Raw genomic sequence first — 26,414 nt, forward strand, 5'->3', positions numbered from 1 at the left:
TGTGGGTTCCCCCGGCACGGGGCATGCGCTACAGTGCCACGGTGCTCATTCTGACGACATTGCGTATTTTTTCTTCCGCTCGCCGTGGTTGGCGATGGTGGCCCGTAGCCGTCGTCCGTCGTTCCACTGTCGTTGCCCGGAAGGAAAACCCCCTTGTCCACGCTCTCGCAGTTCCTGCAGCAGGCCGCTGAAGGCCACACCCGCATCCCGCTTGTCCGTGAAGTGCTGTCCGACCTGGACACGCCGCTCTCGGTCTATCTGAAGCTGGCTGACGGCCCCAATACCTATCTGTTTGAATCGGTCCAGGGCGGCGAGCGTTTCGGCCGCTACTCGATCATCGGCCTGCCCGCGCGCCGGGTGTACCGCTTCTTCGGCCACCGGCTGGAGGTGGTGCAGGACGGGCGGGTGGTGGAAAACCGCGAGGTGGTCGACCCACTGGCCGAGGTCGAGGCCCTGCGCAGCGCGCACAGCGTGCCGCGCCTGCCCGAGCTGCCGGGCTTCACCGGCGGCCTGGTCGGCTGGTTCGGCTTTGAGTGCATCGGTTTCATCGAGCCGCGCCTGGCCAGCCCGGCTGGGCGTGACGAGCTGGGCACGCCGGACATCCTGCTGATGCTCTCCGAAGAGCTGGCGGTGTTTGACAACCTCAAGGGCCGTTTGTACCTGATCACCCATGCTGATCCCACTCAGGGTGATGCTTATGAAGCAGCGCAGGTTCGGCTGGATGCGTTGACCGCGCGCCTGCGGCAGCAGGCCACGACCTATCCGGTGCCGATCACCTCGGCGGTGATGGATGAGAGCGACTTTGTCTCCGGCTTCACCCATCAGGGGTTTCTGGATGCGGTGCGCACCTGCAAGGAGCACATCCTGGCTGGCGACATCTTCCAGGTGGTGCTGAGCCAGCGCCTGAGCGTGCCCTTCACCGCGCGCCCGGTGGATGTCTACCGCGCCCTGCGCGGCCTGAATCCCTCGCCCTACATGTATTTTCTGGATGTTGGCGACCTGCAGGTGGTGGGTTCCTCGCCGGAAATCCTGGTGCGACTTCAGGACGGCAAGGTCACCGTGCGCCCGATCGCCGGTACACGCCCGCGTGGCGCGACCCCGGAAGAAGACCGCGCGCTGGAAGCCGAGCTGCTGGCCGACCCGAAGGAGCGCGCCGAGCACGTGATGCTGATCGACCTGGGCCGCAACGATGCCGGACGTATCTCCAAGGCCGGCACGGTGCAGGTGGGCGAGCAGTTCGTGATCGAGCGCTACAGCCATGTCATGCACATCGTCAGCGAGGTCACTGGTGAGCTGATCGACGGGCTGAACTACACCGACGTGCTGCGCGCCGCCTTCCCGGCTGGCACCGTGTCCGGCTCGCCCAAGGTGCGCGCGCTGGAGATCATCCGCGCGCTGGAGCCGGTCAAGCGCAACGTATATGCCGGCTCGATCGGCTACATCGGCTGGCACGGTGATGCCGATACGGCGATCGCGATCCGCACGGCGGTGATCAAGGACGGCCGCCTGCACGTGCAGGCCGGCGCCGGCATCGTCCACGACTCCGACCCGCAGAAGGAGTGGGAGGAGACCATGAACAAGGGCCGCGCACTGTTCCGCGCCGTGGCCCAGGCCGCCAAGGGCCTGTGAGGAAGCGCCATGCTCTTGATGATCGACAACTACGACAGCTTCACCTTCAACCTCGTGCAGTACTTCCAGCAGCTGGGTGCCGACGTACGCGTGGTGCGCAATGACGCGCTGAGTGTGGCGCAGATCGCCGCGCTCAAGCCGGACCACATCGTGATCTCGCCGGGGCCCGGCAATCCGGACCAGGCGGGGGTGTCGCTGGCGGTGATCGAGCAGCTCGGCCCGCAGATTCCGTTGCTGGGCGTGTGCCTGGGCCACCAGGCCATCGGCCAGGTGTTCGGCGGCCATGTCATCCGTGCCGGGAAGATCATGCACGGCAAGGTCTCGCCGATCCGCCACCACGGCCGCGGCGTGTTCTCCGGCCTGCCTGATGGCTACACCGCCACCCGTTACCACTCGCTGGTGGTGGACAAGGACCGCCTGCCGGATTGCCTGGAAATCACCGCCTGGACCGAGAACGCCGATGGCTCGATGGAGGAGGTGATGGGCCTGCGTCACCGCACGCTGCCGATCGAGGGCGTGCAGTTCCACCCCGAATCGATCCTCACCGACCACGGCCATGCGCTGCTGAAGAACTTCCTGGACGGCGTGCGATGAGTGACCAGCCCCTGCAGCTGTACCGGGTGATGCTCGGCGGACGTGCGCCGGGCGCCACCGTCGAGCTGCATGACGTGGTTTTTGCGGTCGGTACGGATCTGAAGAGCCTGTACGGGCAGCTGCGTGAAGCCTGGTTCGGCCAGCCGGCCGGCCTGCATATCGATGCCTGGCAGGTGATCGCCGGCGTGGATGGCTGGCGTGTGCGGCTGGACGAGGCCATCCCGGATCCGGCCGCGCCGAAGCTGTTCTTCGTCAACCTCGGTGGCTACATCGCCGGTCGTTTCGGCGAGGAGCACGGTTACGAGCTGGTGGTGGCCGCCGATGCTGCAGCAGCCAAGGCGGCCGCGCTGGCCCGCATCCGTGCAGCCGTCTGGGACAAGCCGCACCGCGATGCCCTGGTCGAGGTCGACGGCTGCCTGCATATCGGCGTGATCGGCAGGCTGCATGTGCACCTGGAACGTGGCGATTACGCGGCGCAGCCAGTGCACTGTGACTACATTGTTTTGAACTGAAGGACGGCAACCGACCATGGCCATCACCCCACAGCAGGCCCTGCAACGCACGATCGAGCACCGCGAGATCTTCCACGACGAGATGGTCGAGCTGATGCGCCAGATCATGGGTGGCGAAGTCTCGCCACTGATGACCGCGGCGATCCTCACCGGTTTGCGGGTCAAGAAGGAAACCGTCGGCGAGATTGCCGGTGCCGCCCAGGTGATGCGCGAGTTCTCGCGCAAGGTCCAGGTGCCCGATCCGGCCCATCTGGTCGATATCGTCGGTACCGGCGGCGATGGCGCCAATACCTTCAACATCTCCACTGCCAGCACCTTTGTCATTGCCGCTGCCGGCGGCCAGGTGGCCAAGCATGGCGGGCGCAGCGTGTCTTCGATGAGTGGCAGCGCCGATGCCTTCGAGGGCCTGGGGGCGGCGATCGAGCTGGCGCCGGAACAGGTGGTCGAGTCGATCCAGCGTACCGGCATCGGTTTCATGTACGCGCCGATCTTCCACCCGGCGATGAAGGTGGTGGCGCCGGTGCGCCGCGAGATGGGGGTGCGCAGCCTCTTCAACATCCTCGGGCCGCTGACCAACCCGGCCGGCGCGCCGAACATCCTGATGGGGGTGTTCCATCCCGACCTGGTCGGCATCCAGGCCCGCGTGCTGCAGCAGCTGGGTGCGCAGCGTGCGTTGGTGGTCTGGGGCCGCGATGGCATGGACGAGATCTCGCTGGGCGCGGCCACTTATGTCGGCGAGCTGCGGGATGGCAAGGTGCGCGAATACGACCTGCATCCGGAGGACTTCGGCATTGCGATGTCGGCCAGCCGCAACCTGGCCGTGGACGGGCCGGAGCAGTCGATCGCGATCCTGCGCGCGGTACTCGATGGCGTACCCGGCCCGGCCGCGGACATCGTCGCGCTCAATGCCGGCGCCGCGCTGTATGTCAGCGGGGTGGCCGATTCGATCGCCGATGGCCTGGCCCGGGCGCGGGCGGTGATTGCCGATGGCCGGGCGCGCGAGCGCCTGCAGCAGTTCGTTGCCACCTCACGCCAGCTGGCTGGCCTGCTTTGACTGGCGCCGCTGCGCCGCCGACCTGGGAACCCTGACATGAGCGACATCCTCAACACCATCCTGGCGCGCAAGGCCGACGAAGTGGCCGCACGCCGTGCCCAAGTGCCGCTGGCTGCGCTGCAGGCCCGCCTGGCCGAGGCGCCGCCGCTGCGCGGGTTTGCCCGCGCCCTGCACCAGAGCATTGCCGACGGTGACCCGGCGGTGATCGCCGAGGTCAAGAAGGCCAGCCCGTCCAAGGGCGTGATCCGCCCGGATTTCCGCCCGGCCGAAATCGCGATGAGCTACGAGATGGGTGGTGCCAGCTGCCTGTCGGTGCTGACCGATGTGGATTTCTTCCAAGGCAGTGATGCCTATCTGCAGCACGCCCGCAATGCCTGCAGCCTGCCGGTGCTGCGCAAGGATTTCGTCATCGACCCCTACCAGATCGTCGAGGCACGGGTGCTGGGTGCGGACTGCGTGCTGCTGATCGTCTCGGCGCTGGATGACCACCAGCTGGCCGATCTGTCCAACACTGCGCTGGAGCTGGGCCTGGATGTGCTGGTGGAAGTGCACGATGTCGATGAACTGGAGCGTGCGCTGCAGGTGCCGGTGCCGCTGATCGGCATCAACAACCGCAACCTGCGCACCTTCGAGGTCTCGCTGGATACCACCCTGGCGATGAAGGACATGGTGCCGGCCGACCGCCTGCTGGTCACCGAAAGCGGCATCACCGGCCCGCAGGACGTTGCCCGCATGCGTTCTGCCGGAGTCAATGCGTTCCTGGTGGGTGAGGCGTTCATGCGTTTTGACGAGCCCGGCGTTGGCCTGCGTGAGCTATTCTTCACCCCATGAGTGATGCATACCCGCCGCCTCGGGCTGATGCCCGGTTAGTCGTCTTCGATTTCGACCACACCCTGTACGACGGGGATTCGGGCAGCCACCTGTTTGCCTGGCTGATCAAGCGCAATCCACTGCGGCTGGCTGCCGCGGTATTGGCCACGCCGCTGCTGGGGCCGCTGGTGGCGATGCTGCCGACCCGGCGGCGCGGCATTTCCGGCTATGTCTGGATTGCGACCTTCGGCCTGCGCGGCGCGCGCCAGTTCAACCGCATCATTGACCAGTACGTGCACCGGCACGAGGCGGACATCCGCTCGCGGCTGTTGCCGCAGGCGCTGGCGGTGTTCAAGGCCCACCGCGATGCCGGCGATCGGGTGGTGGTGGCTACCGGCGCGCCGCCGGAACTGGCGCGCGAGATCCTGCGCTTTGTCGCCCAGCACGAAGTGCCGGTGATCGGCAGCCTGGTGGGCCCGCGGGCCGGGGCGATGATTGCCACCCGCCACTGCCACAACGAGGAAAAGATGCGCATGTTGCGCGAGCGTGGCTACGGCGACATCGATATTTCCTACACCGACTCCAGTGCGGACCTGCCGCTGCTGCTGGCGGCCAGGTCACCGGTGGTGGTCAACCCCAAGCCGGGCAAGGTGGATTTCTTCCGCCGGGTGCTGCCGGCCGGCACGCCGATCCTCAACTGGGGCTGTGTCGAGCGTGGTGGCGACAAGCCAGGCTGAGGCCGGCGTGGTCGCCGCGCCCAGGGCCTAACCGGCCCAGCGCTCCAGCACCGCAACGATGATGTTGTAACTGCTGATCGCCAGCACCAGCACCCCCACCGTGACCAGCACCCACTGCTCACGGATGCGCTTGACCAGGATGGCCGCCAGCGGGGCGGCCAGCATGCCGCCGATCAACAGCCCGGCGACCACTTCCAGGTGGGCGATGCCCATGGTGATCAGGAACGTCAGCGAGACGGCCAGGGTGACCACGAATTCGGCCGCATTGACCGTGCCGATCGTGGTGCGCGCGGTGGCGCCACGGGCGAGCAGGGTGGAGGTGGCAATCGGCCCCCAGCCGCCGCCGCCGCTGGCATCGAGCAGGCCGGCGGCAAAGCCGAGCAGTCCGACCCGCCGGACCTGGCCCTTGGGCATCAGCTTGCCGGCCGCACGCAGCAGGATCAGCAGCGCCAGCGCGAACAGGTACAGGTAGATCAGCGGCCGGATCAGGTCGGCAGGCAGCCGGGTCAGCAGCCAGGCACCGGTGATGCCACCGAGCGCACCAAAACCAGCCAGACGCAGAAAAAGTGGTTTGTCGACATTGCCGGCAACCAGGTGCGAGAGCCCGGAAGCGCCGGTGGTAAAGACTTCCGCACTATGCACCGCGGCGCTTACCGCAGCAGGCGGAATCCCCAGGCTGAGTAAAACGGCCGAAGACACCAGGCCGAAGGCCATGCCCAGCGCGCCATCGACCAGTTGCGCGCCCAGACCGACCAGGATGAACCAATAGAACAGCTCGCCAGACAGTTGCATACGTGTTGCCGTTGCCCCCATGCCGGCAACACGCCGGTGTTCTCAACGCGTACCGTACAGCACCACCGTCTTGCCGCGTGCATGCAGCACGCCGTCAACCTGCAGCTTCTTCAATACGCGCCCGGCCATTTCACGCGAGCAACCGACCAGCCGCGCCAGCTCCTGGCGTGAAACGCGCAGCTGGGTGCCCTGCGGGTGGCTCATCGATTCCGGCTCTTCGGCCAGATCATGCAGGGTGCGTACGATGCGGTCGGAAACGTCCAGGAAGGCCAGCCGGCTGGCCTTGCGGCTGGTGTGCAGCAGACGCTTGGAAATCTGCGAGCCGATGGCGTACAGGATGCGGGCGGCATCCGGGGCCAGCGGGCCCTGGAACAGCTGGTGCAGGCGCTCGTAGCTGATTTCAGCCAGCTCACAGGTGCTGCGCGTACGCAGGATCACCTCGCGCGCATCCGATTCGATGAACAGGCCCATTTCACCGACGAATTCGCCGGGGCCGAAGTAGCCCAGGACCAGTTCACGATCATCCTCCTCTTCAGCGATGATGCTGACCGAGCCGCTGATCACGTAGTACAACGTGCCGGCCGGGTCGCCCGGGCGGAAAACGTCGGTACGTGTCGGGTAGCGGCGGCGATGGCTGTAGGCCAGAAACCGCTCGACGGTGGTGCTGTCGAGCATCAGCGGACTGGTCGTTATACGCACGGCAGGCACGGTCTGGACATTCCCTATATTCATAGTGGCTTCACGACAAGGATTCTGCAGCTTAATCGGCGATAGTGACAGCAGCAAACCGTGCGGTCACGCACGGTTCGACAATTGACAGCCCGGCCAGGCTCACATTCCACGGCGTGGGCTGACTCGTGCGCGATAACACGTTCCGCTGCCAGCGTGTTTGCCGCATAATGCCCCCCCTTTTACCAACTACAGGAACCACGCCCGTGGTCAAGCCGTTGCCTCGCCTGAGGCTGCAGGGTTTCAACAACCTCACCAAGGCGCTGAGCTTCAACATCTATGACGTCTGCTACGCGCGAACGGAAGAAGAGCGTCAGCGTTACATCGAGTACATCGACGAGGAATACAACGCCGATCGTCTCACGCAGATCCTCACCGATGTGGCCGAGATCATCGGAGCCAACATCCTGAACATCGCCCGCCAGGACTACGATCCGCAGGGTGCTTCGGTCACCATCCTCATCTCCGAGGAACCGGTGATCGACAAGAAGGCCGCCGGCAAGGAGCTGATCTCCGACGCTGTGGTTGCGCACATGGACAAGTCGCACATCACCGTGCATACCTATCCGGAAACGCACCCGCAGGAAGGCATCGCCACCTTCCGTGCCGACATCGACGTGGCCACCTGTGGCGTGATCTCGCCGCTGAAGGCGCTGAACTACCTGATCGAGAGCTTTGACTCGGACATCGTAGTGATGGACTACCGCGTGCGCGGCTTCACCCGCGATGTGAAGGGCAAGAAGCACTTCATCGACCACAAGATCAACTCGATCCAGAACTTCCTGGCCAAGAACATCAAGTCGCGTTACGAGATGTTCGACGTCAACGTCTATCAGGAAAACATCTTCCACACCAAGATGCACCTGAAGGACTTCGACCTGGACCAGTACCTGTTCGAGGAAAAGGCCAAGAACATCTCGTTCAAGGAACGCATGAAGATCGAAGCGCTGCTCAAGCGCGAGATCGAAGAGCTGTTCCACGGCCGCAACCTGGACGAGTAATCGTCAGGACAGGCGCAAATGACAAGGCCCGGTGCGCAAGCCCGGGCCTTGTCGTTTCTGGCGCGCAGCGTGCGGATCAGAGCCGGTAGGCAACGCCCTTCATCACTTTCGATGCCAGCGCCATCACCGACGGGATCGGAAAGGGCAGGGTGCGTGCACCGGCTTGTTCGGCGTGGTCGGCATGCCGGGCCTCGTCTTCCTTCATCACTGCCAGGATCGCCCGGCTGCGCAGGTCCTCGGCCGGCAGCTCCACCAGGTGCTCGTCCAGGTGGGCCTCGACCTGGCGTTCGGTCTCCACCACAAAGCCCAGGTTCCAGCCGTCGCCGCGCAGGCCGGCGAGCAGCCCGATGCTGTAGCTGCCGGCATACCACAGCGGGTTGAACAGGCTCGGGCGGCTGTCCAGCTCGCGCAGGCGCTGCGCGCACCAGGCCAGGTGGTCGGTTTCCTCCTGCGCGGCCTCCAGCAGGTGCTGGCGGGTGGCCGGGTCGCGGGCCACCGCCGCCTGGCCAAAATACAGGCCCTGCGCACAGACCTCGCCGACATGGTTGATGCGCATCAGCCCGGCCGCATGGTTGCGCGCCGGTGCCTGCATGACGACATCGGCGGCCTGCTGCCCGGGATAGGGGCGCTGGGCCGGTGGGTTGCCGAACACGGTGTCCAGCGCGCGCTGGGCCTCGGTGAACAGGTGGTCGATCGCGGTGGGGGTGCGCACGGCCGGCATGCGGTTGGCCTCCAGAAATGGGAAGGGAATTGTCGCTGCGGTGGCCTGCACTGCCAAGCAGGGTTGTGGGTAACTTGCACTGGTGCTGCCTTGCCGGTACAATCCGGCCTCTTGAGCTTCACCCTTTACAACGCGTGGCAAAGTTCCGGTGGGCAATCCGCCGCAATCCGCCCGACCTAACCTGAGTTCTTTATGAGCACTTTCACTGCAAAGAACGAGACCGTCCAGCGCGACTGGTATCTCGTGGACGCCTCGGGCAAGACCCTGGGTCGTCTGTCCACCGAGCTGGCTCGCCGTCTGCGCGGCAAGCACAAGCCGGTCTACACCCCGCACGTTGACACCGGTGATTACCTGGTCGTCATCAATGCCGACAAAATTCATGTCACCGGCAACAAGCTGAAGGACAAGAAGTATCACCGCTTCACCGGTTATATCGGCAACCTGAAGACCGAAACCCTGGAGCAGGCGCTGCAGCGTCATCCGGAGCGCGTGATCGAAACCGCCGTCAAGGGCATGCTGCCGAAGGGCCCGCTGGGTCGCGCCATGTACCGCAAGCTCAAGGTCTATGCTGGCACTGAGCATCCGCACGCCGCACAGCAGCCGCAGGTTCTGGATATCTAATCATGGCTATCACTCAAAACTACGGCACTGGCCGCCGCAAGTCCTCCACTGCCCGCGTGTTCCTGCGCAAGGGCACCGGCAAGATCACCGTCAATGGCCGTCCGCTGGACGAGTTCTTTGGCCGTGAGACCGCGCGTATGATCGTGCGTCAGCCGCTGGAACTGACCAACAACACTGAATCGTTCGACATCCTGGCTACCGCTGCTGGCGGCGGCACCACCGGCCAGGCCGGTGCGATCCGCCTGGGCATCGCGCGCGCTCTGGTGGAGTACGACGAGACCCTGAAGTCCGAGCTGCGCAAGGCTGGCTTCATGACCCGTGACGCCCGTGAAGTCGAGCGCAAGAAGGTCGGTCTGCACAAGGCACGTCGCGCCACCCAGTTCTCCAAGCGTTGATTGCTGGAGGCTGTCCAGGCTGCTTCGGCGGCCTGGATTGCGATACGCAAAAGCCCGGCGCAAGCCGGGCTTTTGCTTTTCTACGCCAGTGGTCGCCCTTGCGGCAGTGGCGGCTGGCAGGGATCGGGGTTGATGGTGGCGCAGGCCTGCCTGTTCGCGCGGCGATGCCGTGGCGGGGTGGCGAAGGCCTGGCTGGGCCCGGTGCGGGAAACTGCTGGCTGCACTTGCCGCCCGGCGGTATTGCTGCGGCGTGGCGTTGGCCTGGGTTGTGCAGACAAAAAAAGACCAGATCAATGATCTGGTCTTTTGGATTTGGCAGCCCCGGAAGGATTCGAACCTCCGAATGCCTGAGTCAGAGTCAGGTGCCTTACCGCTTGGCGACGGGGCTAAGTGTGCGGGAATTATACCCTGCATTTCCCTTGGTGGCTATGGGTGGACTCGAACCACCGACCCCAGCATTATGAGTGCTGTGCTCTAACCGGCTGAGCTACATAGCCTCGGGAGGTCGCTATTATTCTGTCCAGCCGATGCCATGTCAACAGTTTTTTTCAAACTTGTGGCCGGCGGCAGCCCATGGCATTGTCGCTCCCAGTAGATTTATTTCAGGAGTCCGCATCGTGATCGATCCGGACGGCTACCGACCCAATGTCGGCATTGTTCTGATGCGCGCTGATGGCCAGGTGTTCTGGGCGCGGCGTGTGCGTCGTGATGGGTGGCAGTTCCCACAGGGCGGAATGAACAGTGACGAGACCCCGGTTGAGGCCATGTACCGCGAATTGCAGGAAGAGACCGGCTTGCTCCCCGAGCACGTCGAGGTGCTCGGCTGCACGCCGGGCTGGCTGCGCTACCGATTGCCGCCTCGCGCCATCCGACGCAACGAGCGGCAGGTCTGTATCGGTCAGAAGCAGGTCTGGTTCCTGCTCCGCCTGACCGGTGATGAGTCAAACGTCAGGCTGGACCAGAATGAGACGCCCGAGTTTGACAACTGGCGCTGGGTGGACTTCTGGTACCCGGTGGAGCATGTGGTGATGTTCAAGCGCGGCGTCTATGCGCGTGCGCTGCGCCACCTCGCCCCGATTGCCGGCCATGTGGCTTCGGCCGATATCGGGGCGATGCCCGCCGCCGCCGCCCAGGCATGGCTGCCAGGCAGTTCGGGTGGCGATGAGCGGCCGCGCAAACGCTCGCGCAAGCGGGGTTACTGGCCGAAGAAGGTCAAGACCGAAGTCGGCCCGGGATAGCCGCTGGCTGCAGGCAGTTGAGAGTGGTTCATGCCTACAATTGACAAGCGTTCTCATTTGCATTGAAATGCCCGGCAGGCCATCCGGTCTGCACAATGGGTTACGCGCGTGTACGTCTGCATCTGCAATGGAGTCACCGACCACCAGATCCGTCAGGCCGCCGAGCAGGGCGTTGCCAACGTGGCCGAGCTGACGATGCGTACCGGTTGCGGCGCCACCTGCGGCTCCTGCCTGGAGATGGCTTCGGATCTGCTGGAAAAAGCGCGTAACACCTCACCGTTGGGGCTGCCGGTACTCGGCCTGGTCTGAATCTTGGGTGCCGCAAGGCGCCTCGCCCCATGTGCCTGGCTGCTGGCCTTGCCGCGTTGCGGGATCCGCTCATTACGCCTCTCAACTGCAGGCTGGCCGCGCGCACCACGGCGCGTTCATTGCTGTGCGCATGCCATCGCCGGGGCAAGGGTATGCGTTGTACCGGCTGCACGGTGACAGCCCTCTGGCAGTTCTTCACGCAACCTCCTGGGGGGTGAAGCTGCCCCCATGCTGCAGTTGCGCACGATTCGCGTTCCTTCATTGCGCGGGGGCTTTGGGTAAAGTGCGGCGGTTCCCACGATTTACAGAGGAAGTGGCCATGAAGGGCGATGCCAAGGTCATCCAGTACCTCAACAAGGTGCTGTACAACGAGCTCACTGCGATCAACCAGTATTTCCTGCACGCCAAGATGTTCAAGAACTGGGGCATCGGGGCGCTGGCCAAGCACGAATACAAGGAATCCATCGATGAGATGAAGCACGCCGATGCCTTGTCTGACCGCATCCTGTTCCTGGAAGGTCTGCCCAACTTCCAGGCGCTGGGCAAGCTGCGCATTGGCGAGAATCCTACCGAAATCCTGCGTTGTGACCTGGCCTTGGAAGAGGAGGCGGTGGTCGTGCTGCGCGAGGCGGTGGCCCATGCCGAAAGCGTCAGTGACTATGTCAGCCGCGATCTGTTCGCGCGCATCCTGGACAGCGAGGAAGAGCATATCGACTGGCTGTCGACCCAGCTGGAGCTGATCGAGCGGATCGGCGAGGCCAACTACCTGTTGACCAAGCTGGAAGACTGAACGCGGGGCGTTGCCGTCCTGTGTGAATGAAAAAGACGGGCCACGGCCCGTCTTTTTTGTTGCTGGCCGGCTGGCGTGTTCAGCCGGGCCGGTTGCGTGCCAGCCAGCCGCGCAGCGCCATCCGGGCGCGGGCGAACTCGGCAATCAGCAGGGCAACGGCGACACTGGGGTTGTCCAGCGCATTGCTGCGCGCGCCCAGCTCGATCCGCCGGGCGGCATCGGCCAGGCCCAGCGCACCGACATTGGCGCTGGCCGATTTGAGGCTGTGGGCGGCTTCGCGCAGTGCTTCAAGGTCCTGATCCTGGCTGGCCAGCTGCATGCGGTCGACCAGGACCGGGGCATCGTCCAGGAACAGTTTGATCACGCTGGCGGTCTGTGTACCGATCACCTGCGCCAGTTCATCCAGCACGGTGCTGTCCAGTGCAGGCAATGCGCTTTGCGAGGCCGGTGCCGAGGACAGGGCCTCCAGCGCGCTGTTGGCGTGGGTCTGGGTGGCCTGTGCCAGCGTGCTGCGCGCTGCGGCGACCGGCCGGTCGGCCTGCCACCAGCGGCCCAGGCATTTGGCCAGCCCGACCGGATCCACCGGTTTGGACAGGTAATCATCCATGCCGGCCTCCAGGCAGCGCTGGCGGTCACCGGCCATGGCATTGGCGGTCATGGCAATGATCGGCAGCCGCTGCTGGCCGCTGAGCAGCTCGCGGTCGCGCCATTGCCGGGTTGCGGCATAGCCATCGAGCACCGGCATCTGGCAGTCCATCAGCACCGCATCGAACAGTTCGTGGCCGAGCAGCTCCAGCGCCTGCTGGCCGTTGTCCGCGCTCAGCACCTCGATGCCGAAGGTGTCCAGCACGCGCTGGGCAACCAGCCGGTTGACCGGGTTGTCCTCGACCAGCAGTACGCGCATGCCGGTCAGCACGGGCATCGGGTGGTCGTGCTCGGCGGCCGCTTCGGCAACCGGCTCGGGCGCAGCCTGCAGCAGGCTGGCCGGGGCGGGTGCGGGCACGGTGGCCGGCATCTCCTCGACCAGCATCGGCGCGATGGTATGACGCAGTTCCCCGTCGCCGACGTTGCGGCTCAACCGCACGCTGTCCTCGTGCAATTCAGCCGGCAGGGGGGTCTGGCCGAGCAGCCAGACCAGGCGCAATGGCCGTTGGCTGTCACCGCGGGTGACCGCCCGGTGCAGGGCATGCACGGTCTGGCGCAGGGCGTCGCAATCGGCGACCACCACGTCCGGGCGATGCAGTTGGCCCTGGCCGGCCAGGCGCAGATGCTCCAGCGCCTCATGGGCGGTATCCACGCAGCTCAGGCTGGCAGCCCACACCGGCGCCAGCCGTTCCATGCGCTGGCGCAGCCGTGGCTCATTGCTGACCAGCAGGATCTGCAGCGCACGCGCCTGTTCGCCTTCCAGCTGCAGGTCGCCAACCACCTTGGCCAGCGGCACCTCAAACCAGAAGGTCGAGCCCTGGCCGGGCTGCGAATGCACGCCGATCCGCCCGCCCATCAGGTCGATGATGCGCTTGCAGATCGCCAGCCCCAGGCCGGTGCCGCCATACAGGCGGGTGGTGGAGGCGTCGGCCTGGGCGAAGGAGGAGAACAGCCGGCTCAGTTGTTCCGGCTCGATGCCGATGCCGGTGTCGATGACCTCAAAGCGCAGCAGGTGCTGGGTCGGGGTTTCGCCGAGGCGGCGCAGCTTGATGCCGACCTGGCCTTTTTCGGTGAACTTGATTGCATTGACCACCAGGTTGCCAAGTACCTGGCGCAGGCGCACCGGGTCGCCGCGCACCGACAGGCGTACGGCAGGGTCGATTTCGACCTGCATCTGCAGGCCTTTCTGTTCGGCCGAGCCCTGCAGCAGGGCCATCACTTCGTTGGTCACCGCACGCAGGTTCAGTGCGGTGTTTTCCAGCTCCAGCTTGTTTGCTTCCAGCTTGGAGTAATCCAGGATGTCATCGACGATGCTCAGCAGCTGCTGCGAGCTGAGGGTGGCGGTCTGCAGCATCTGCTGTTGGGCCCGGTCCAGCGGCCCACGCGCAAGCAGGTCCAGCATCGGGATGATGCCGTTGAGCGGGGTGCGGATTTCATGGCTCATCGTGGCCAGGAACTCGCCCTTGGCCAGTACCGCCGCTTCGGCGGCCTGCTTGGCCTGCACCAGTTCGGCCTTGAGTTGGTCATGCCGGCGCAGCTCACGGCTCAAGCGCTCGTTTTCTGCCTGCAGGCGGCGCTGGGTGCTCTGGGCGCGGGTGACCGCGTCATCCTGGCTGGCACTGTGGGCCACCGCGCGCAGGTGGGCATGCCAGGCCGACCAGCCGGCCCAGCCAGCCGGTAGTGCGGCCAGCAGCGCCAGCAGCTGCGGTACCAGGCCGGCAGCGGCCAGCAATGACAGGATGACCGTCACGGCGGCCAGCCCGGGGGCAATCCATTCAGGGCGCAGGGCAGGACGGCTCATGGGTTCACATTGACGTGTTGTCGAAGTCGAAGTCCAGGTCGTTGCCGACCGACTGCACCATGTTGCCCTGGATGTAATCGATACCACTGATCCACATCGCTGCGGCCGACTGTGCATCCTCGATCTGCTGGGCGATCAACTGCGCATTGACACTGCGTGCCAGCTCCAGGGTCTGTGCCAGCAGCTGGCGTACCTGCGGTGATGCATGTTCGCTGGCAAAGCGTGCGGACAGCCGCACATAAGCCACGGGCAGCATGGTCAGCAGTGCGTTGGCATCATTGCTGGCCTCGAACTGGCTCAGGCACAGGCGTACGCCGAACTGGCCCAGGCGGTCGGACAACTGCGCCAGCACGAACCCATGCACCAGGGCATCGGGCATGCGGATGTCAATGACCAGGCTGGCGCCATCGAGGTTGCGGCTGCGCAGCGCCTGCTCCAGCCAGTCGGCATAGCCATCGGCCATCAGGGTGCGTGCCGACTGGGTCACGAACAGGCGCATCGGCAAGGTGGCATGGCGGTAGCGGTCCAGCAGGCCCAGTGCATGTTCGATGACCTGGTGGTCCAGGTCGGTGATCCGGCCAGCCGCCTCGGCGGCCGGGATGACCTGGGCGGCGGGCAGCAGGGTGCCGTCGGCCTGGCGCAGGCGCAACAGCACCTGGAACTGGGCGTGGTTGCCACCGGCCACGGCGATGATCGGTTGATAGGCCGGTTCCAGCTGCCCTTCCAGCAGCTTCAGGCGCTCCTGTGTGCCCGGATCGGGCTGCGGTTGCCATTGTGCGATGGCGCCGGGCAACAGGCGTGCATCCAGCATGGTGCGCTCGACCGCATCGATGGCCAGGCTGCTGTCGCCGAAGCCGGCATCCAGCGGCGCATAGCCAATGCTGGCGCGCAGATGCACATGGTCATGGCTGCCGACTTGCACCGCCTCTGCGGCCAGGCCATCGCGCAGGCCCTGCGCCAGGTCGGCCAACTGGGCCGGCTCCACGTCCACGGCAAGCGCCAGAAAGCTGTTGTCATTGAGCCGGGCCAGGGTGTGCGGGCGGGCTGCGGCCAGCAGCAGGTGGCCGGCCTTGATCATCAGGCGCTCAAAGTCGGCATAGCCATAGCGCTCACGCAGGCCGATCGCGCCGGCGACCTCGATGAAGAACAGGCCACCGCTGCGTTTTTCGCCAAGCAGGGCATCGAGTTTGCCGAGCAGGAACTGGCGGGTGGGCAGGCCGGTTTCCGGGTTGGTGTTCGGGCGCTCGGCCGCGGCGTTGCCGGCGACGGCGTCGGCAATCGGGGGATGCGGCAGGCCCAGCGCCTTGGCCTGCTGGCGTGCACGCTGGATCCGGTTGGAAACGGCCGCGATCAGGTGACGCGGGCGGATCGGCTTGCTCAGGAAATCATCGGCGCCAATGGCCAGCACTTCGTACTGGCGCTCCGGATCGGGGTCGCCGGACAGGAACACGATCGGCAACAACTGCAGGTGGGGCTGCTGGCGGATCTGGGTGGTCAGGGCAATGCCATCGAGCTCGCGCAGGTGCAGGTCCATCAGGATCAGATCCGGTTTGACCTGCGGCAGCGTGGCCAGCACGGCAAATGGATCACTCTCGACGATGGCCTCGATCCCGGCGCCATGCAGCACGCTCTGCGCGAACAACGCCTGGGAACGGTCATCCTCGACAATCAGCACCCGGAACGGGGTGTCGCTTACCGTCGGCAGTGCTGCCGCTGCCGTGGGTGCCGTTGCAGGTGCAGGTGCAGGTGCAGGTGCAGGTGCAGGTGCCGGGCTGGCCGCGGAGATTGTCGCTGCAACAGGCGGTGCAACAGGCATTGAGGTGGCGCTTTCGGTGCTGGCGGTCGCTGCCTGCGCCGGCGGCGCCTGGTCGGCCCAGCGCCGGGGGTAGTCTGCCGGCGGGGTTTCGGCGCGGATGATGCGCGTGGGGGTGTCATGCTTGGCCATTGAAACTCCTTTACAGGCCGCCAACCCGGTTACCGGGGTGAAGCGTCAGGTGAGACGGAAACATCCTGCTGCGGGCGCGCCAGAAAACGCCGGATACCCCGGCGCAGCAGCGACCACGTCAGCCACATCAAGGTGGCGATCAGCGCACTGGCACCGATCAGGAACACCAGGGCCAGCACCGGGGAAACCACTGCCAGCAGCAATGAAAACAACGCCACGCCATCTTCCCACAACGAAGCCAGCCAGTTGCTGGCAGGTTCGGGCGAGGTATTGAGCAGCATCCGGGTGCCGCTTTTGATGCCATGGCTGGTCAAGGCCACACCAGCGCCGGCGGCCAGCACGCCGTTGCTCAGTTCGCCGTCCGGCGACAGTGCCGCAGCGGCCAGGAAGGCACCGGCCGGTACCCGGGTCAGGGTCTGCAGCAGGTCCCAGACCGAATCCACACCGGGCAGTTTGTCGGCGAAAAACTCCACCGCTGCCAGCGCCCCGGAGGTGCCCAGCACCCACCAGGAGGTGGTGGCCTGCAGCGCTGGCGGCAGCTCCACCCAGCCAAACAGACCGGCAATGCCGACCCCGAAAACGGTCAGGTAAACACGGATGCCCGCCAGCCAGGCCAGCAGGATGCCAGCGGTGAAGATGTGTGCTTCGGACATGGCAAACCACCCACACCAGGGAGAGAAGACCGCAACTATCTGCGATGGCGGCGGACAATGCCAGTTTTCCCTTGCTCATCGCTTGCTGGCTAAACTCCAGCGATGGTCGCCGGTCAGGCGGCCGCCGCAAGGAGAACGTCATGACGCCCCCCCGTCCCAAACGCTTCAAGATCGTCGCTGACGGTCAGGCCGAGGCACCGTTGCGCCGGTACTGGTGGCTGCTGCCGTTGTGGTTGTTGTCGCTGCTGCTGGTGGCCTGGCTGGCCCACAGCACCAGCGGGGGCAGCGCCGGCACGCTTCAGGACCGGCAGGCCCTGGCCAAGGCGCAGCAGCAGATCGAGCAGCTCAGCCGCCAGCAGGCCACCGCCCAGGCCTCCGACCGGATCAGCCGGGCCGCCCTGACCGATGTGCAGGCCTCATTGGCCGAACGTGAGGAAGAAATCGCCGGCCTGCGCGCGGATGTCGCCTTCTACGAGCGTCTGGTCGGATCCACCAGCCAGCGCAAAGGGCTCAATGCCCATTCTGTGGAATTCAGCCAGGAAGCGGCAGGCAGTTGGCACTACACTGTCGTGCTTACCCAGAACCTCAACCGTGGCGCAATCAGCCAGGGACAGATGCGCTTCTCCGTGGAGGGCGTCAAGGATGGCAAGCTGACCACGGTGAGCTGGGATGAACTGCATCAACGCCAGGGGGTAGCGGGACAGGCCTATTCGTTCCGTTATTTCCAGCAGCTGGACGGCAGCGTGATGTTGCCGGCAGATTTCACACCGCAGCGTGTACGGGTAAGCCTGTCCGGTTCCGGCGGCAACACCGTGCAGACCTTTGATTGGAAACTGGCTTCAGGCGCCAGAGGGGGATGACAGACGTGTTGGGAAAGAAAAGCGGGCGTGACAGCCAGATGGTCGTGGACGCATTGATCGGCCCGCAGGTGGTCATTCGTGGCGATCTGGAATTTGCCGGTGGCCTGTATGTCGAGGGCAAGGTGGTCGGCAAGCTGGTCGCCAGCGAAGGCGCCAAGGCGATGCTGACGATTGCCGAAAACGGTGTGGTCGAGGGCCAGGTCGTGGCCTCCACCGTGGTCATCAGCGGGCGCATGGACGGCGACGTGCACGCCAGTGAGCGGGTCGAGCTGACCGCCACCGCGCGGGTCAATGGCAACATCCATTACCAGGTGGTGGAAATGGCTGCCGGTGCCCAGCTCACCGGGCGTCTGATCCACAGTTCGGCCAATGAGGCTGAATCGGCCCCGGTCAGCCTCAAGCTGGCGGCCTCCAACGCTTGAAACGATGGGGGCTTGCCCCCATCCTGAGCAGCATGAGCACGCTGATTTCCCTGCCCGGGGCTGCTGCCCCGGCGCCTGACTACCAATCCCTTGACCGCCCGATGCAGTTCACCGCCGCTGCTGCGGCCAAGGTGCGTGAGCTGATTGCCGAGGAAGGCAATGCCGACCTGGCCCTGCGCGTGTACATCCAGGGCGGTGGCTGCTCCGGCTTCCAGTACGGTTTCGAGTTCGATGAAAACCGTGCCGAGGATGACCTGGCCATCGTCACCGAAGGGGTGACCCTGCTGGTGGATCCGCTCAGCCTGCAGTACCTGATGGGCGCCGAAGTGGATTACAGCGAAAGCCTGACCGGTGCCCAGTTCGTGATCCGCAACCCGAATGCCAGGACCACCTGCGGCTGCGGTTCGAGCTTCAGCGTCTGAACAGGCTTGCCGGCACGCCGGCAAGCGGGCAGGCTGGCGGCCATGAACCCGACTTTTGCAGCCTTTGCCGCCCACGCCTATACCGAGGCGCGGCTTGACCGTGCCGACCCCCTGCGTCATGACAGCGCTGCGCTGGCGGCGTTGTGGCCGTGTGCACGCGTGCTGCGGCTGGACCCGGAACTGCGTGCGGTAGTTGATGCCGATGGCCAGTGCCAGCCCCGGCGGCCGGCGGCGTCACTGGATACGCTGCCGGCCGATGCCCTGTTCCTGGGCATTGATCGCGACGATCAACTGCCCTGGTTTGCCCGCATCGAGCCGGTCGCCGCCGATGAGCCGGTGGTTGAACTGCGCCAGGCCGCCAGCCAGTGGCCGGCAACGATGGCTGCGCGTTTTGCCTATGCCCGCGGCATGCTGCACTGGCAGCAGCGCACCCGTTTCTGTGCCGGTTGTGGCCAGGCGCTGGCGTACGAGCGCGCCGGGTTTGTCGCCCGCTGCCAGGGCTGTGGCAGCGAGCATTACCCGCGGGTGGACCCGGCGGTGATCGTCGCGGTCGAGCATGAGGGCCAGCTGCTGCTGGGCCGCCAGGCCAGCTGGCCGGCAGGCCGCCACTCGCTGATTGCCGGCTTCGTCGAACCGGGCGAGACCCTGGAGCAGGCGGTGATCCGCGAGGTGCACGAAGAAACCCGCATCCATGTCGAGCCCAGCAGCTGCCGCTACCAGGGCGCGCAACCTTGGCCCTTCCCCGGCGCGTTGATGCTCGGTTTTGCTGCCACCGCCGTCGGCGGGCAGCCGCAGGTCGATGGCGAGCTCGAGCACGCGGCCTGGTTCAGCCACCAGGACATCGGCCTGGCGCTGGCCGAGGCCCATCCCACGATCCACCTGCCGCCGGCGCTGTCCATCGCGCGCAGTTTGATCGCGCACTGGTACGATCGCGGCGGGCAGTAACGCCGGCTCGGCACCAGGAGAGAACATGTTGGTTGCATTGGTGGCCACCCTGTTGGCCATTCTGCTTTCCCAGGTGGTTCCGGCGCTGGTGGATTGGCGGCAGCGGGCATTGGCGTGGTGGCCGCGCTGGCTGGCGCTGAGTGCCGGCACATCACCGTGGGGCTGGCTGGTCAGCTGGCTGCTGCCGCTGCTGGCGCTGGCCTTGCTGCAGTGGCTCGCGCGCGACTGGTTGTTTGGAACGGTCTACGTCGTGCTGAGCGTGCTGGTGCTGGTGTTGAGCTGGGGGCCTGGGGATCTGGAGCGCGATGTCGAGGCGCTGATCGAGGCCGAGGATGCGCCAGCGCAGGAAGCGGCGCGTGCAGCGCTGTATGCCGACATGAATGAGCCCGACCGCGAGACGGCGCCGCTGACCCGTGCGGTGGCGGTGGCGTTGTTGCGGCGGGCACTGGGCGTGGTGTTCTGGTTCCTGCTGCTGGGCCCGGTGGGCGCGCTGGGCTACCGCCTGCTGGCCAGCCAGTCCACGCAGGCCGGCCCGCTGAGCCTGGCCGCGCATGAGCGCCTGCGCGGCGTATTGGCCCTGCTGGAATGGCCGGTGGCGCAGCTGGCGGTGTTGTCCTTTGCGCTGATGGGGAACTGCAGTCCGGTGATTGGCGCCTGGCAGCAGCAGGGGCGATGGCAGGCGCCGTCGCTGGAAGCACTGCTGGGGGCAACGATGGCCGCTGCCCTGCCGGAGGAAGAGGACGACAACGATGCTGGCGTGTCTTCCTTCTGGCAGCGTCTGCCGACGCTGCGCCGGGCCATGCGCCTGAGCTGGCGCTGTATGGGCCTGTGGTGCGCGTTGATGCTGTTCTGGCAGCTGGCTGCCTGGCTGGGCTGATCCGCCCCGGCCGGTGCCTTGGCTCAGCCCGGGGCCAGCCAGCTGAAGGGCTGCCACGGCAGATTGCGCGCAATGCCATAGCTGGCCAGCAGCACGCCCCAGGCAACCGGACGGCACAGCTGGCGCGCCAGCGGCAACAACGCAGCCGGCAGCAGGCCGGCGCCGTGGGCGGTAAGAATGGCCAGTGCCGGCAGGCTCACCACCAGCAGCGGATTCATTGCCAGCGCGGCGGAAAGATCGAAATGGGCCAGCGCGTGCAGGCAGCGGGTGGCGCCACAGCCCGGGCAGAACAGCCCGGTGATGCTGAAGAAGGGACAGGCCGGCAGCAGGCTGCCCGGCTGGTTGGGGTCAACCAGGCGCAGCAGCAGCAACGCGCCGGCACCACCGCCACTGACCAGTGCGGCGGTGGCAAGACGATGGTTGGCCAATCGGGCAAGTCGCTTGCGCATGAGCAATCACCGGCAGGCCGGCACAGTGCTGTGCCGGCCTGCAAGTCCAGGCAAGGCTCAGTAGCTGCCGGACATCGCGCCCATGCCGCCCACGACCACGAAGAACAGGATGTACAGCACGGTCAGGCCGATGGCGACGCCGGCGGAGATGATCGCCCACTTCTTGGCACTGGCCGAGGCGGCCTGGGCACCGGCGATATCGCCGGCGGCGACCAGGCCATTGACCTTGGCGGCCTGGATGATCGAGACGATGCCGGTCGGCAGGCAGCAGAACAGGGTGGCCAGGATGGCCCAGACCAGGTGGTTGGGAACCTGGGTGGAAGCGTTGTTCATGATGAAAGACCTATGGGTGGAAGAACTGGGGAAACAGCGCGGATGAAACTGGAAGGAAATGCCCATTCATTATCGGTGTAGCGCACAAAAACTGCAGCCGACCAATGGCCAATGGGCATCACTTGGCCGAGCGCGCCGAGCTTGCCGCCCACAGCGAGGAGACGATCACCGCCGCGATCCAGCACAGCGGCCAGGTGATGTAGCCGACCAGCACGAACAGCAGCACGAAGTTGACCGCGCACACCAGCCACCAGCCAAACATCAGCAGCAGCCCGGTGACTACGTTGCCGGCGTAGATGTGGCCCAGGCCGAAGATCTGGAAAAATGCCGGCAGCACTTCCAGCAGGGCGGCCACGCCCGGCGATTTCTGCGGGTGGTAATGGTGGTGCACCACCTGCGCTGGTTGTACGGGGGCAGGGGGTGGCAATGACGAATTCATCGGCAATCCTTGGCGGGTGGCGGCGACACGGACGGTTGGCCCGGGCCGCCGACACGGAGTTGAGGTCAGGCATGCTCGCCGCGCAGGCCGCGCACGCAGGCTTCCAGCTCGGCAGCGGTGCTGCTGGCCGGCAACGCTGCCTGGGCAATGACCTGGATACGTGCACGTAGACGCCGCGGCACCCGCATCCGCCCCAGGCGGCTATCGCGGCGGCTCCACATACTAGCCCACATGCCGCGCAGTGCCATCGGCACCACCGGTACCGGGCGCCGTTGCAGGATCTTTTCCACGCCACTCTTGAACGGGTTGATGTTGCCATCGGCGGTGAGCTTGCCTTCCGGGAAGATCAGCACCAGCTCGCCGTTGGCAAGTGCCTGGTCGATGCTGTCAAAGGCGCGCTGCATCAGCGCGGCGTCTTCCTTCGGGCTGGCAATCGGGATGGCCTTGGCGGTGCGGAAGATCCAGCGCATGAACGGGATGTTGAAGATCCGGTAGTACATGACAAAGCGCACCGGGCGCGGAATCACCGCCGCCAGGATCAGCGCATCCATGTAGCTGACGTGGTTGCACACCAGCACCGCGGCGCCTTCGTCGGGCACATGCTCCTCGACCCCGGCCACGCGCAGGCGGTACAGCGTGCGCACCATCAGCCAGCTGGCAAAGCGCATCGCAAATTCGGGCACGATCGAGAAGATCCAGACTGCCACCAGTGCATTGGCGATGGCCAGCGCCAGCAGCAGCTGCGGCGCGCTCCAGCCCAGCAGCTGCTGGGTCAGCAGGCCCACGCCGGCGGCGGCGACGATGAAGCCGGAGTTCTGGATGTTCAGCGCGGCAAACACGCGCGCCATCTGGTGGTTGGGGGTACGGCTCTGGATCAGCGCAAAAAGCGGCACCACGAACAGGCCGGTGGAAAAGCCGATGCCGAGCAGGTCGATGATGATCCGGGTGCTGCCGGGCTGGGCCAGGAAGTCGGCCAGCTGCAGGCCGCCTACCGGTGCCGCGCCCGGGCGGGCGAAGTACAGGTCCAGCAGGAAGGCGCTCATGCCGAACGCGCCCAGCGGCACCAGGCCGATTTCCACCGTGCGCCCGGACAGCTTTTCGCACAACAGCGAGCCGGCCCCGGTGCCGATCGAAAACAGCGCCAGCGCGGCGATGTAGAGCAGGCTGGAATCGGCCACGCCGCCGAGGTTGCGCTCGGCCCAGACCGGCAGCAGCGAGGTGATGATGGTGCCGAAGAACCAGAACCAGGACACGCCGAGGATGGCGTTGCGCACCGCCAGCTGCTGCTTGGCCAGGCGCAGGGCGCGCAGCGATTCGGGCAGCGGGTTCCAGCCGATGCGCAGCCCCGGCTCGCCGGCCGGCAGGCGCGGGATCAGCCGCGCCACCAGGTTGCCGGCCACCGCCAGCAGCACGATGGCCGTGGCTGCCACCACCGGGCCCTGTTCGCCGGCCAGGTAGAAGATCAGCCCGCCGGTGATCATCCCGCACAGGATCGAGATCGAGGTGCCCATCTCGACCAGACCGTTGCCGCCGGTCAGTTCCTCCGGCTTGAGGATCGCCGGCAACACCGAGTATTTCACCGGGCCGAACAGGGTGGACTGCACCCCGGTGGCAAACAGTGCCACCAGCAGCAGCGGCAGGTTCTGGCTGACAAAGCCCACCGCCGCCAGCGACATGATGGCGATCTCCATCGCGGTGGTGATCACGATCAGCCGTTGTTTTTCCAGCTTGTCGGCCACCTGCCCGGCAATGGCCGAGAACAGGAAATACGGGGCAATGAAGATGGCCGGGGCCAAGGTGGCATACAGCCCGCGCTGGTCCGCATCCAGGCCCAGCCAGAACAGCAGGCCGATGATGGCCTGGCGGTAGACGTTGTCGTTGAAGGCCCCCAGGGCCTGGACGAGGAAATACGGTGCAAAGCGGCGCTGGCGCAGCAGGGCAAACTGGTTGGGGGCGGACATCCATGGCTCCTTCAATAGCGCTGTGAGCCTAGCAGAGCGCCTGCGGTTTTTACTGGCTGGCAACAACGGGTTGCGGCGCTGGCGGTGGCAGCAGGGTGGACAGGCCTGCGGCGGCACCGGCGGCCTGGCGCAGGCGCGGCAGCAGGCGCAGCACCAACGCCAGCTGGGTGTGGATCAGCCCCAGGCGTTCGTCCAGCGCGCTGCTGTCCTCCTCCAGTGCCTGCGCCATCGCCCGTTCGTCGCCCTGTGCGGCCGGCAGGGCCTGCCGGCTGGCCAGTGCCTGGGCAATGCCGGCCAGTGCCTGGTGGATGTACTGTCCGGCCGCCAGTGCCGCCTGGTCCTGCGCCAGGGCCGGCAGCTGCTCGCGGTGTGCGCCCAGCGCCGAGAGGTGGCCGAGCAGGGTGTTGGACAGGGCCAGGAAGCGGAAGCCGGCATCCAGGTTGGGGCGTACCCGCGGCGGTTCGCGCAGCATGTTGCCCAGTGCTACCGACAGCGCGGCATCGGCGTTGTGCATGTCGCGCCGGGCGATCCGCCAGGGCAGGTCGTCGCGCTTGCCGTCGCGGTATTGCAGCAGCACCTGTTCCAGGTAGCGCGAGGCGGTGGCGGCGACATTGCCCATCACCGCATGCAGGCGCCGGCCCTGCCAGTCCGGCAGGATCCACAGCGAGGCGGCGGCGGCAATCACGCAGCCGATGACGGTATCGAGCAGGCGCGCGCCGATCAGCACGAAGCCATCGCCAAGCAGGTTGAAGCAGGTCAGCGCCATCAGGGTGATGCCGGCGGTGGCGGCGATGTAGCGGTCATTGCGGCAGATGAAGAACAGCAGCGCGCCGGCAAAGGCGATCAGCAGCTGGCCGGGCATGGCCGGGAACAGCTGCAGCAGCGCCCAGGTGGCGAGCAGGCCGGCCACCGTGCCGACGATGCGCTGGACCAGGCGCAGGCGGGTGGCGCCAAAGTGCGGCCGGCACACGAACACCGTGGTCAGCAGGATCCAGTAGCCATTGGCGGCGTTGAGCAGGTGCATCAGCGCATAGCCGGCCACCAGTGCCAGTGCGATGCGCACGCCATGCCGGAACAGCACCGAGGTCGGGGTCAGCTGCTGGCGCAGGCGCCGGCCCATCTCCAGCAGGGTGCGCGGGTTGGAATCGCGCAGCCGGGTATCCATCCCGTCCAGGGTGCTGTCATTGAGGTTGGCGGCGGCCAGCTGGCGCTCGATCGCACCGAGGTTGCGCCGCAGCAGGCGCAGCGCGCCCAGCAGCGGGGTCCACTGCGGGTTGTTGCGGGTGTGCAGCCAGTCCAGCGCACCGTCCAGGTCGTCCAGCGCCGCGGCCAGGCGCGGTGCATGGGTGTAGGCCTGGCGCAGCCGCACCGCCTCGCCCAGTGCCTGGCAGGCCTTGCCCTCCAGTACCAGCACGCGGTTGGCGCGGTACAGCACATCGGAATGGAAGAAGGCCGCGCTCAGGTCGGCATACGGGTAGTGCGAGGAGCTGGCGCGCTCGTGGAAATCCTGCGCCATGTAGTACAGCCGCAGATACAGGCCCGAGCGCACCCCCGGCCGGCCGGAGCGGCCGAAACGGGCGAGGATGGCGTTCTTGGCGGTGTTCAGTGCCGCGACCACGCGCCCGTTCTGCTCGGCCAGCGCCAGCTGCATCGCGGCATGGTCGGCATCGTGCACCGGCTCGAACATCGCCGCTTTCAGGCGCAGGTAATGGCCCAGCTCGCCATACAGCCGGGCCAGTGCCTCGCGCACCGGGCGGTTGGCAAACAGCGCCGTCCACACGATCGACAGCAACCCGTAGCCGGCTGCCCCTGCGAGCAGGTGGCCGACCTCGTGCCAGGCCGGCGCGGGCGCCGTATTGGCGGGCAGCTGGTCCAGCGCGATCATCGCGTACAGTGCCAGGGTCACCGTGGCCTGGCCGATCGAGCCGTAACGCTCGCCCAGCGCGCCGAGCAGGGTCAGCGCGAAGGCCGCCAGCGCCAGCCCGGTGATCAGCAGCAGCGGGTACGGGAACAGCGCCACCACCGCCGCGCCGGCCAGCGCGAAGCAGGCCAGCGACAGCGCCACCGCCTTGCTGCGCCCCCACCAGTTGTCATCGGTTTCGGCAATCGCGCTGGCGATGATGCCCAGGAACAGGCCGGGAATCGCGCCGATCTGCCCGCCGTACCAGCCATAGGCAATGGCCGCGGCCAGCGCCGTGCTCACGCGCAGGCCGTAGCTGGATTTTTCATGCGCCCACAGGCGCCCCAGGCGGGAGAGTTGGCCGGGCATGGCAGCAATGCTCGAAGGTGGGGTCATTATCCGCGCCGCCGGTGGCGCGCAGGTTGCAGTGCGCGCGGCTGGCTGCCGGCCGCTGGCGGCTCAGCCGGTGGCCGGGCCGGCACTCAGGCCAGCTTGTCGAAGATCACCCACAGCGCCACGCCCAGGGTGCTGAAGGCAAAGATCATCCCGCCAAAACCACTGATCGCGCTGCGTTCCTTCTTCAGTACAAAGCGCAGCCAACCGATGACCAGGGATGGAATCAACAGCAGTACCGCTACCAGTACCCACGCATATTCGGGCATCTCTTTCTCCATGCAATCCTGCCAATGCTGGCGGTTGCCACATGGTGGCCGATCCGGCCGCGCGCTGCATTGATTGGTGACAAAACCTGGCCGGCGTCGGTGATACCTGCATGGCCCTGGCGGGCATCAGTACCGTTGCGCGGCGTGCGGTATGGCACGCCGTGCGGC

General features: G+C 66.2%; 29 protein-coding genes and 2 tRNA genes. 17 read left to right on the forward strand and 14 right to left on the reverse strand.

Translation table 11 applies throughout. The annotated features are described in order from the left end of the window. Positions 1-153 precede the first annotated feature (153 nt). From trpE to ABB25_RS10465, 6 genes are read left to right on the forward strand one after another with little or no spacing between them, the layout of a single operon-like run. Positions 154-1,629 (forward strand): anthranilate synthase component I, encoded by a 1,476-nt coding sequence (trpE, locus tag ABB25_RS10440; protein WP_057666541.1) that lies wholly within the window; start codon positions 154-156, stop codon positions 1,627-1,629. Between the two features lie 9 nt (positions 1,630-1,638). Further along, positions 1,639-2,223, forward strand: coding sequence for an anthranilate synthase component II (locus ABB25_RS10445; RefSeq protein WP_057666543.1), 585 nt, complete (start codon positions 1,639-1,641; stop codon positions 2,221-2,223). Continuing rightward, positions 2,220-2,735: a DUF1543 domain-containing protein gene (locus tag ABB25_RS10450; RefSeq protein ID WP_057666545.1), complete on the forward strand. Its 516-nt coding sequence runs from the start codon at positions 2,220-2,222 to the stop codon at positions 2,733-2,735. Before ABB25_RS10445 ends, ABB25_RS10450 begins: the two co-directional genes overlap by 4 nt. A 16-nt stretch (positions 2,736-2,751) precedes the next feature. After that, the gene (gene trpD, locus ABB25_RS10455) at positions 2,752-3,789 is read left to right on the forward strand and encodes an anthranilate phosphoribosyltransferase (RefSeq protein ID WP_057666547.1); all 1,038 of its coding nucleotides are present in this window, start codon (positions 2,752-2,754) and stop codon (positions 3,787-3,789) included. A gap of 36 nt (positions 3,790-3,825) precedes the next feature. Then, entirely contained in the window at positions 3,826-4,620 is a 795-nt protein-coding gene (trpC, locus tag ABB25_RS10460; protein ID WP_057666549.1) for an indole-3-glycerol phosphate synthase TrpC, read from the forward strand. Beyond that, positions 4,617-5,336: a haloacid dehalogenase-like hydrolase gene (locus ABB25_RS10465; protein WP_057666551.1), complete on the forward strand. Its 720-nt coding sequence runs from the start codon at positions 4,617-4,619 to the stop codon at positions 5,334-5,336. Before trpC ends, ABB25_RS10465 begins: the two co-directional genes overlap by 4 nt. Before the next feature lie 27 nt (positions 5,337-5,363). Here ABB25_RS10465 and ABB25_RS10470 read toward each other — a convergent pair whose 3' ends face one another. Both ABB25_RS10470 and crp read right to left on the reverse strand, forming a co-directional pair. After that, positions 5,364-6,128: a sulfite exporter TauE/SafE family protein gene (locus ABB25_RS10470; RefSeq protein WP_057666553.1), complete on the reverse strand. Its 765-nt coding sequence runs from the start codon at positions 6,126-6,128 to the stop codon at positions 5,364-5,366. 42 nt (positions 6,129-6,170) lie between these two features. Beyond that, positions 6,171-6,860 (reverse strand): cAMP-activated global transcriptional regulator CRP, encoded by a 690-nt coding sequence (crp, locus tag ABB25_RS10475; protein ID WP_057666555.1) that lies wholly within the window; start codon positions 6,858-6,860, stop codon positions 6,171-6,173. Between the two features lie 203 nt (positions 6,861-7,063). Between crp and speD the strand changes: the two genes are divergently transcribed. Beyond that, positions 7,064-7,858, forward strand: coding sequence for an adenosylmethionine decarboxylase (gene speD / locus ABB25_RS10480; protein ID WP_057666557.1), 795 nt, complete (start codon positions 7,064-7,066; stop codon positions 7,856-7,858). A gap of 76 nt (positions 7,859-7,934) precedes the next feature. Here the strand turns inward: speD and coq7 are convergent, their stop codons facing one another. After that, entirely contained in the window at positions 7,935-8,579 is a 645-nt protein-coding gene (gene coq7 / locus ABB25_RS10485; protein ID WP_057666558.1) for a 2-polyprenyl-3-methyl-6-methoxy-1,4-benzoquinone monooxygenase, read from the reverse strand. Between the two features lie 192 nt (positions 8,580-8,771). Here coq7 and rplM point away from each other — a divergent pair, with 192 nt between their 5' ends. Both rplM and rpsI read left to right on the forward strand, forming a co-directional pair. After that, positions 8,772-9,200 (forward strand): 50S ribosomal protein L13, encoded by a 429-nt coding sequence (gene rplM, locus ABB25_RS10490; RefSeq protein WP_057666560.1) that lies wholly within the window; start codon positions 8,772-8,774, stop codon positions 9,198-9,200. Between the two features lie 2 nt (positions 9,201-9,202). Then, positions 9,203-9,595, forward strand: coding sequence for a 30S ribosomal protein S9 (gene rpsI / locus ABB25_RS10495; RefSeq protein ID WP_057666562.1), 393 nt, complete (start codon positions 9,203-9,205; stop codon positions 9,593-9,595). 313 nt (positions 9,596-9,908) lie between these two features. Here rpsI and ABB25_RS10500 read toward each other — a convergent pair. Then, positions 9,909-9,983: transfer RNA gene (locus ABB25_RS10500), tRNA-Gln, on the reverse strand. Positions 9,984-10,015: 32 nt separating this feature from the next. Continuing rightward, positions 10,016-10,092 (reverse strand) — tRNA-Met (locus ABB25_RS10505). 120 nt (positions 10,093-10,212) lie between these two features. Between ABB25_RS10505 and ABB25_RS10510 the strand changes: the two genes are divergently transcribed. The 3 genes from ABB25_RS10510 (at position 10,213) to bfr (ending at position 11,932) form a co-directional block, all read left to right on the forward strand. Further along, positions 10,213-10,833 carry an RNA pyrophosphohydrolase gene (locus ABB25_RS10510; protein ID WP_057666564.1) on the forward strand — a complete coding sequence of 207 codons (621 nt, stop codon included), beginning with the start codon at positions 10,213-10,215 and terminating at the stop codon, positions 10,831-10,833. 108 nt (positions 10,834-10,941) lie between these two features. Then, a complete protein-coding gene (locus ABB25_RS10515; protein ID WP_057666566.1) occupies positions 10,942-11,142 on the forward strand; it encodes a (2Fe-2S)-binding protein in 201 nt (66 codons plus the stop codon). 319 nt (positions 11,143-11,461) lie between these two features. Next, positions 11,462-11,932, forward strand: a complete 471-nt coding sequence (gene bfr / locus ABB25_RS10520) for a bacterioferritin (protein ID WP_057666568.1) — start codon at positions 11,462-11,464, stop codon at positions 11,930-11,932. 79 nt (positions 11,933-12,011) lie between these two features. Here the strand turns inward: bfr and ABB25_RS10525 are convergent, their stop codons facing one another. Genes ABB25_RS10525 through ABB25_RS10535 form a run of 3 tightly spaced genes read right to left on the reverse strand, consistent with a single transcriptional unit; the run spans position 12,012 to position 16,976 of the window. Beyond that, positions 12,012-14,378, reverse strand: coding sequence for an ATP-binding protein (locus tag ABB25_RS10525; RefSeq protein ID WP_057666571.1), 2,367 nt, complete (start codon positions 14,376-14,378; stop codon positions 12,012-12,014). Positions 14,379-14,382: 4 nt separating this feature from the next. Next, a complete protein-coding gene (locus tag ABB25_RS10530; RefSeq protein WP_057666573.1) occupies positions 14,383-16,323 on the reverse strand; it encodes an EAL domain-containing protein in 1,941 nt (646 codons plus the stop codon). A gap of 29 nt (positions 16,324-16,352) precedes the next feature. Then, positions 16,353-16,976: a DUF4126 domain-containing protein gene (locus ABB25_RS10535; protein WP_057666575.1), complete on the reverse strand. Its 624-nt coding sequence runs from the start codon at positions 16,974-16,976 to the stop codon at positions 16,353-16,355. A 140-nt stretch (positions 16,977-17,116) separates the two neighbouring features. Between ABB25_RS10535 and ABB25_RS10540 the strand changes: the two genes are divergently transcribed. Genes ABB25_RS10540 through ampE form a run of 5 tightly spaced genes read left to right on the forward strand, consistent with a single transcriptional unit; the run spans position 17,117 to position 20,502 of the window. Further along, positions 17,117-17,836, forward strand: coding sequence for a DUF6776 family protein (locus ABB25_RS10540; protein WP_057666577.1), 720 nt, complete (start codon positions 17,117-17,119; stop codon positions 17,834-17,836). Positions 17,837-17,841: 5 nt separating this feature from the next. Continuing rightward, entirely contained in the window at positions 17,842-18,258 is a 417-nt protein-coding gene (locus ABB25_RS10545; RefSeq protein WP_057666676.1) for a bactofilin family protein, read from the forward strand. Positions 18,259-18,290: 32 nt separating this feature from the next. Next, positions 18,291-18,680: an iron-sulfur cluster insertion protein ErpA gene (erpA, locus tag ABB25_RS10550; RefSeq protein WP_057666578.1), complete on the forward strand. Its 390-nt coding sequence runs from the start codon at positions 18,291-18,293 to the stop codon at positions 18,678-18,680. A 42-nt stretch (positions 18,681-18,722) separates the two neighbouring features. Further along, positions 18,723-19,625 (forward strand): NAD(+) diphosphatase, encoded by a 903-nt coding sequence (nudC, locus tag ABB25_RS10555; protein ID WP_057666580.1) that lies wholly within the window; start codon positions 18,723-18,725, stop codon positions 19,623-19,625. A gap of 25 nt (positions 19,626-19,650) precedes the next feature. Next, positions 19,651-20,502 carry a regulatory signaling modulator protein AmpE gene (gene ampE, locus ABB25_RS10560; RefSeq protein ID WP_152981181.1) on the forward strand — a complete coding sequence of 284 codons (852 nt, stop codon included), beginning with the start codon at positions 19,651-19,653 and terminating at the stop codon, positions 20,500-20,502. A 23-nt stretch (positions 20,503-20,525) separates the two neighbouring features. Here the strand turns inward: ampE and ABB25_RS10565 are convergent, their stop codons facing one another. The 6 genes from ABB25_RS10565 to ABB25_RS10590 form a co-directional block, all read right to left on the reverse strand. Next, the gene (locus ABB25_RS10565; protein ID WP_057666585.1) at positions 20,526-20,951 is read right to left on the reverse strand and encodes a DUF2752 domain-containing protein; all 426 of its coding nucleotides are present in this window, start codon (positions 20,949-20,951) and stop codon (positions 20,526-20,528) included. A 57-nt stretch (positions 20,952-21,008) separates the two neighbouring features. Continuing rightward, positions 21,009-21,284 carry a CD225/dispanin family protein gene (locus ABB25_RS10570; protein ID WP_057666587.1) on the reverse strand — a complete coding sequence of 92 codons (276 nt, stop codon included), beginning with the start codon at positions 21,282-21,284 and terminating at the stop codon, positions 21,009-21,011. A 118-nt stretch (positions 21,285-21,402) separates the two neighbouring features. Then, positions 21,403-21,723, reverse strand: a complete 321-nt coding sequence (locus ABB25_RS10575) for a hypothetical protein (RefSeq protein WP_211259312.1) — start codon at positions 21,721-21,723, stop codon at positions 21,403-21,405. A gap of 65 nt (positions 21,724-21,788) precedes the next feature. After that, complete coding sequence (locus tag ABB25_RS10580; RefSeq protein ID WP_057666591.1) at positions 21,789-23,684, reverse strand: MFS transporter; 1,896 nt, start codon at positions 23,682-23,684, stop codon at positions 21,789-21,791. A gap of 49 nt (positions 23,685-23,733) precedes the next feature. Continuing rightward, complete coding sequence (yccS, locus tag ABB25_RS10585) at positions 23,734-25,953, reverse strand: YccS family putative transporter (RefSeq protein ID WP_057666593.1); 2,220 nt, start codon at positions 25,951-25,953, stop codon at positions 23,734-23,736. Positions 25,954-26,066: 113 nt separating this feature from the next. Beyond that, complete coding sequence (locus tag ABB25_RS10590) at positions 26,067-26,246, reverse strand: hypothetical protein (protein ID WP_152981182.1); 180 nt, start codon at positions 26,244-26,246, stop codon at positions 26,067-26,069. Positions 26,247-26,414: the final 168 nt, after the last annotated feature.

Origin of the sequence: Stenotrophomonas koreensis (assembly GCF_001431525.1) — a bacterium.
Taxonomy (GTDB): domain Bacteria; phylum Pseudomonadota; class Gammaproteobacteria; order Xanthomonadales; family Xanthomonadaceae; genus Stenotrophomonas; species Stenotrophomonas koreensis.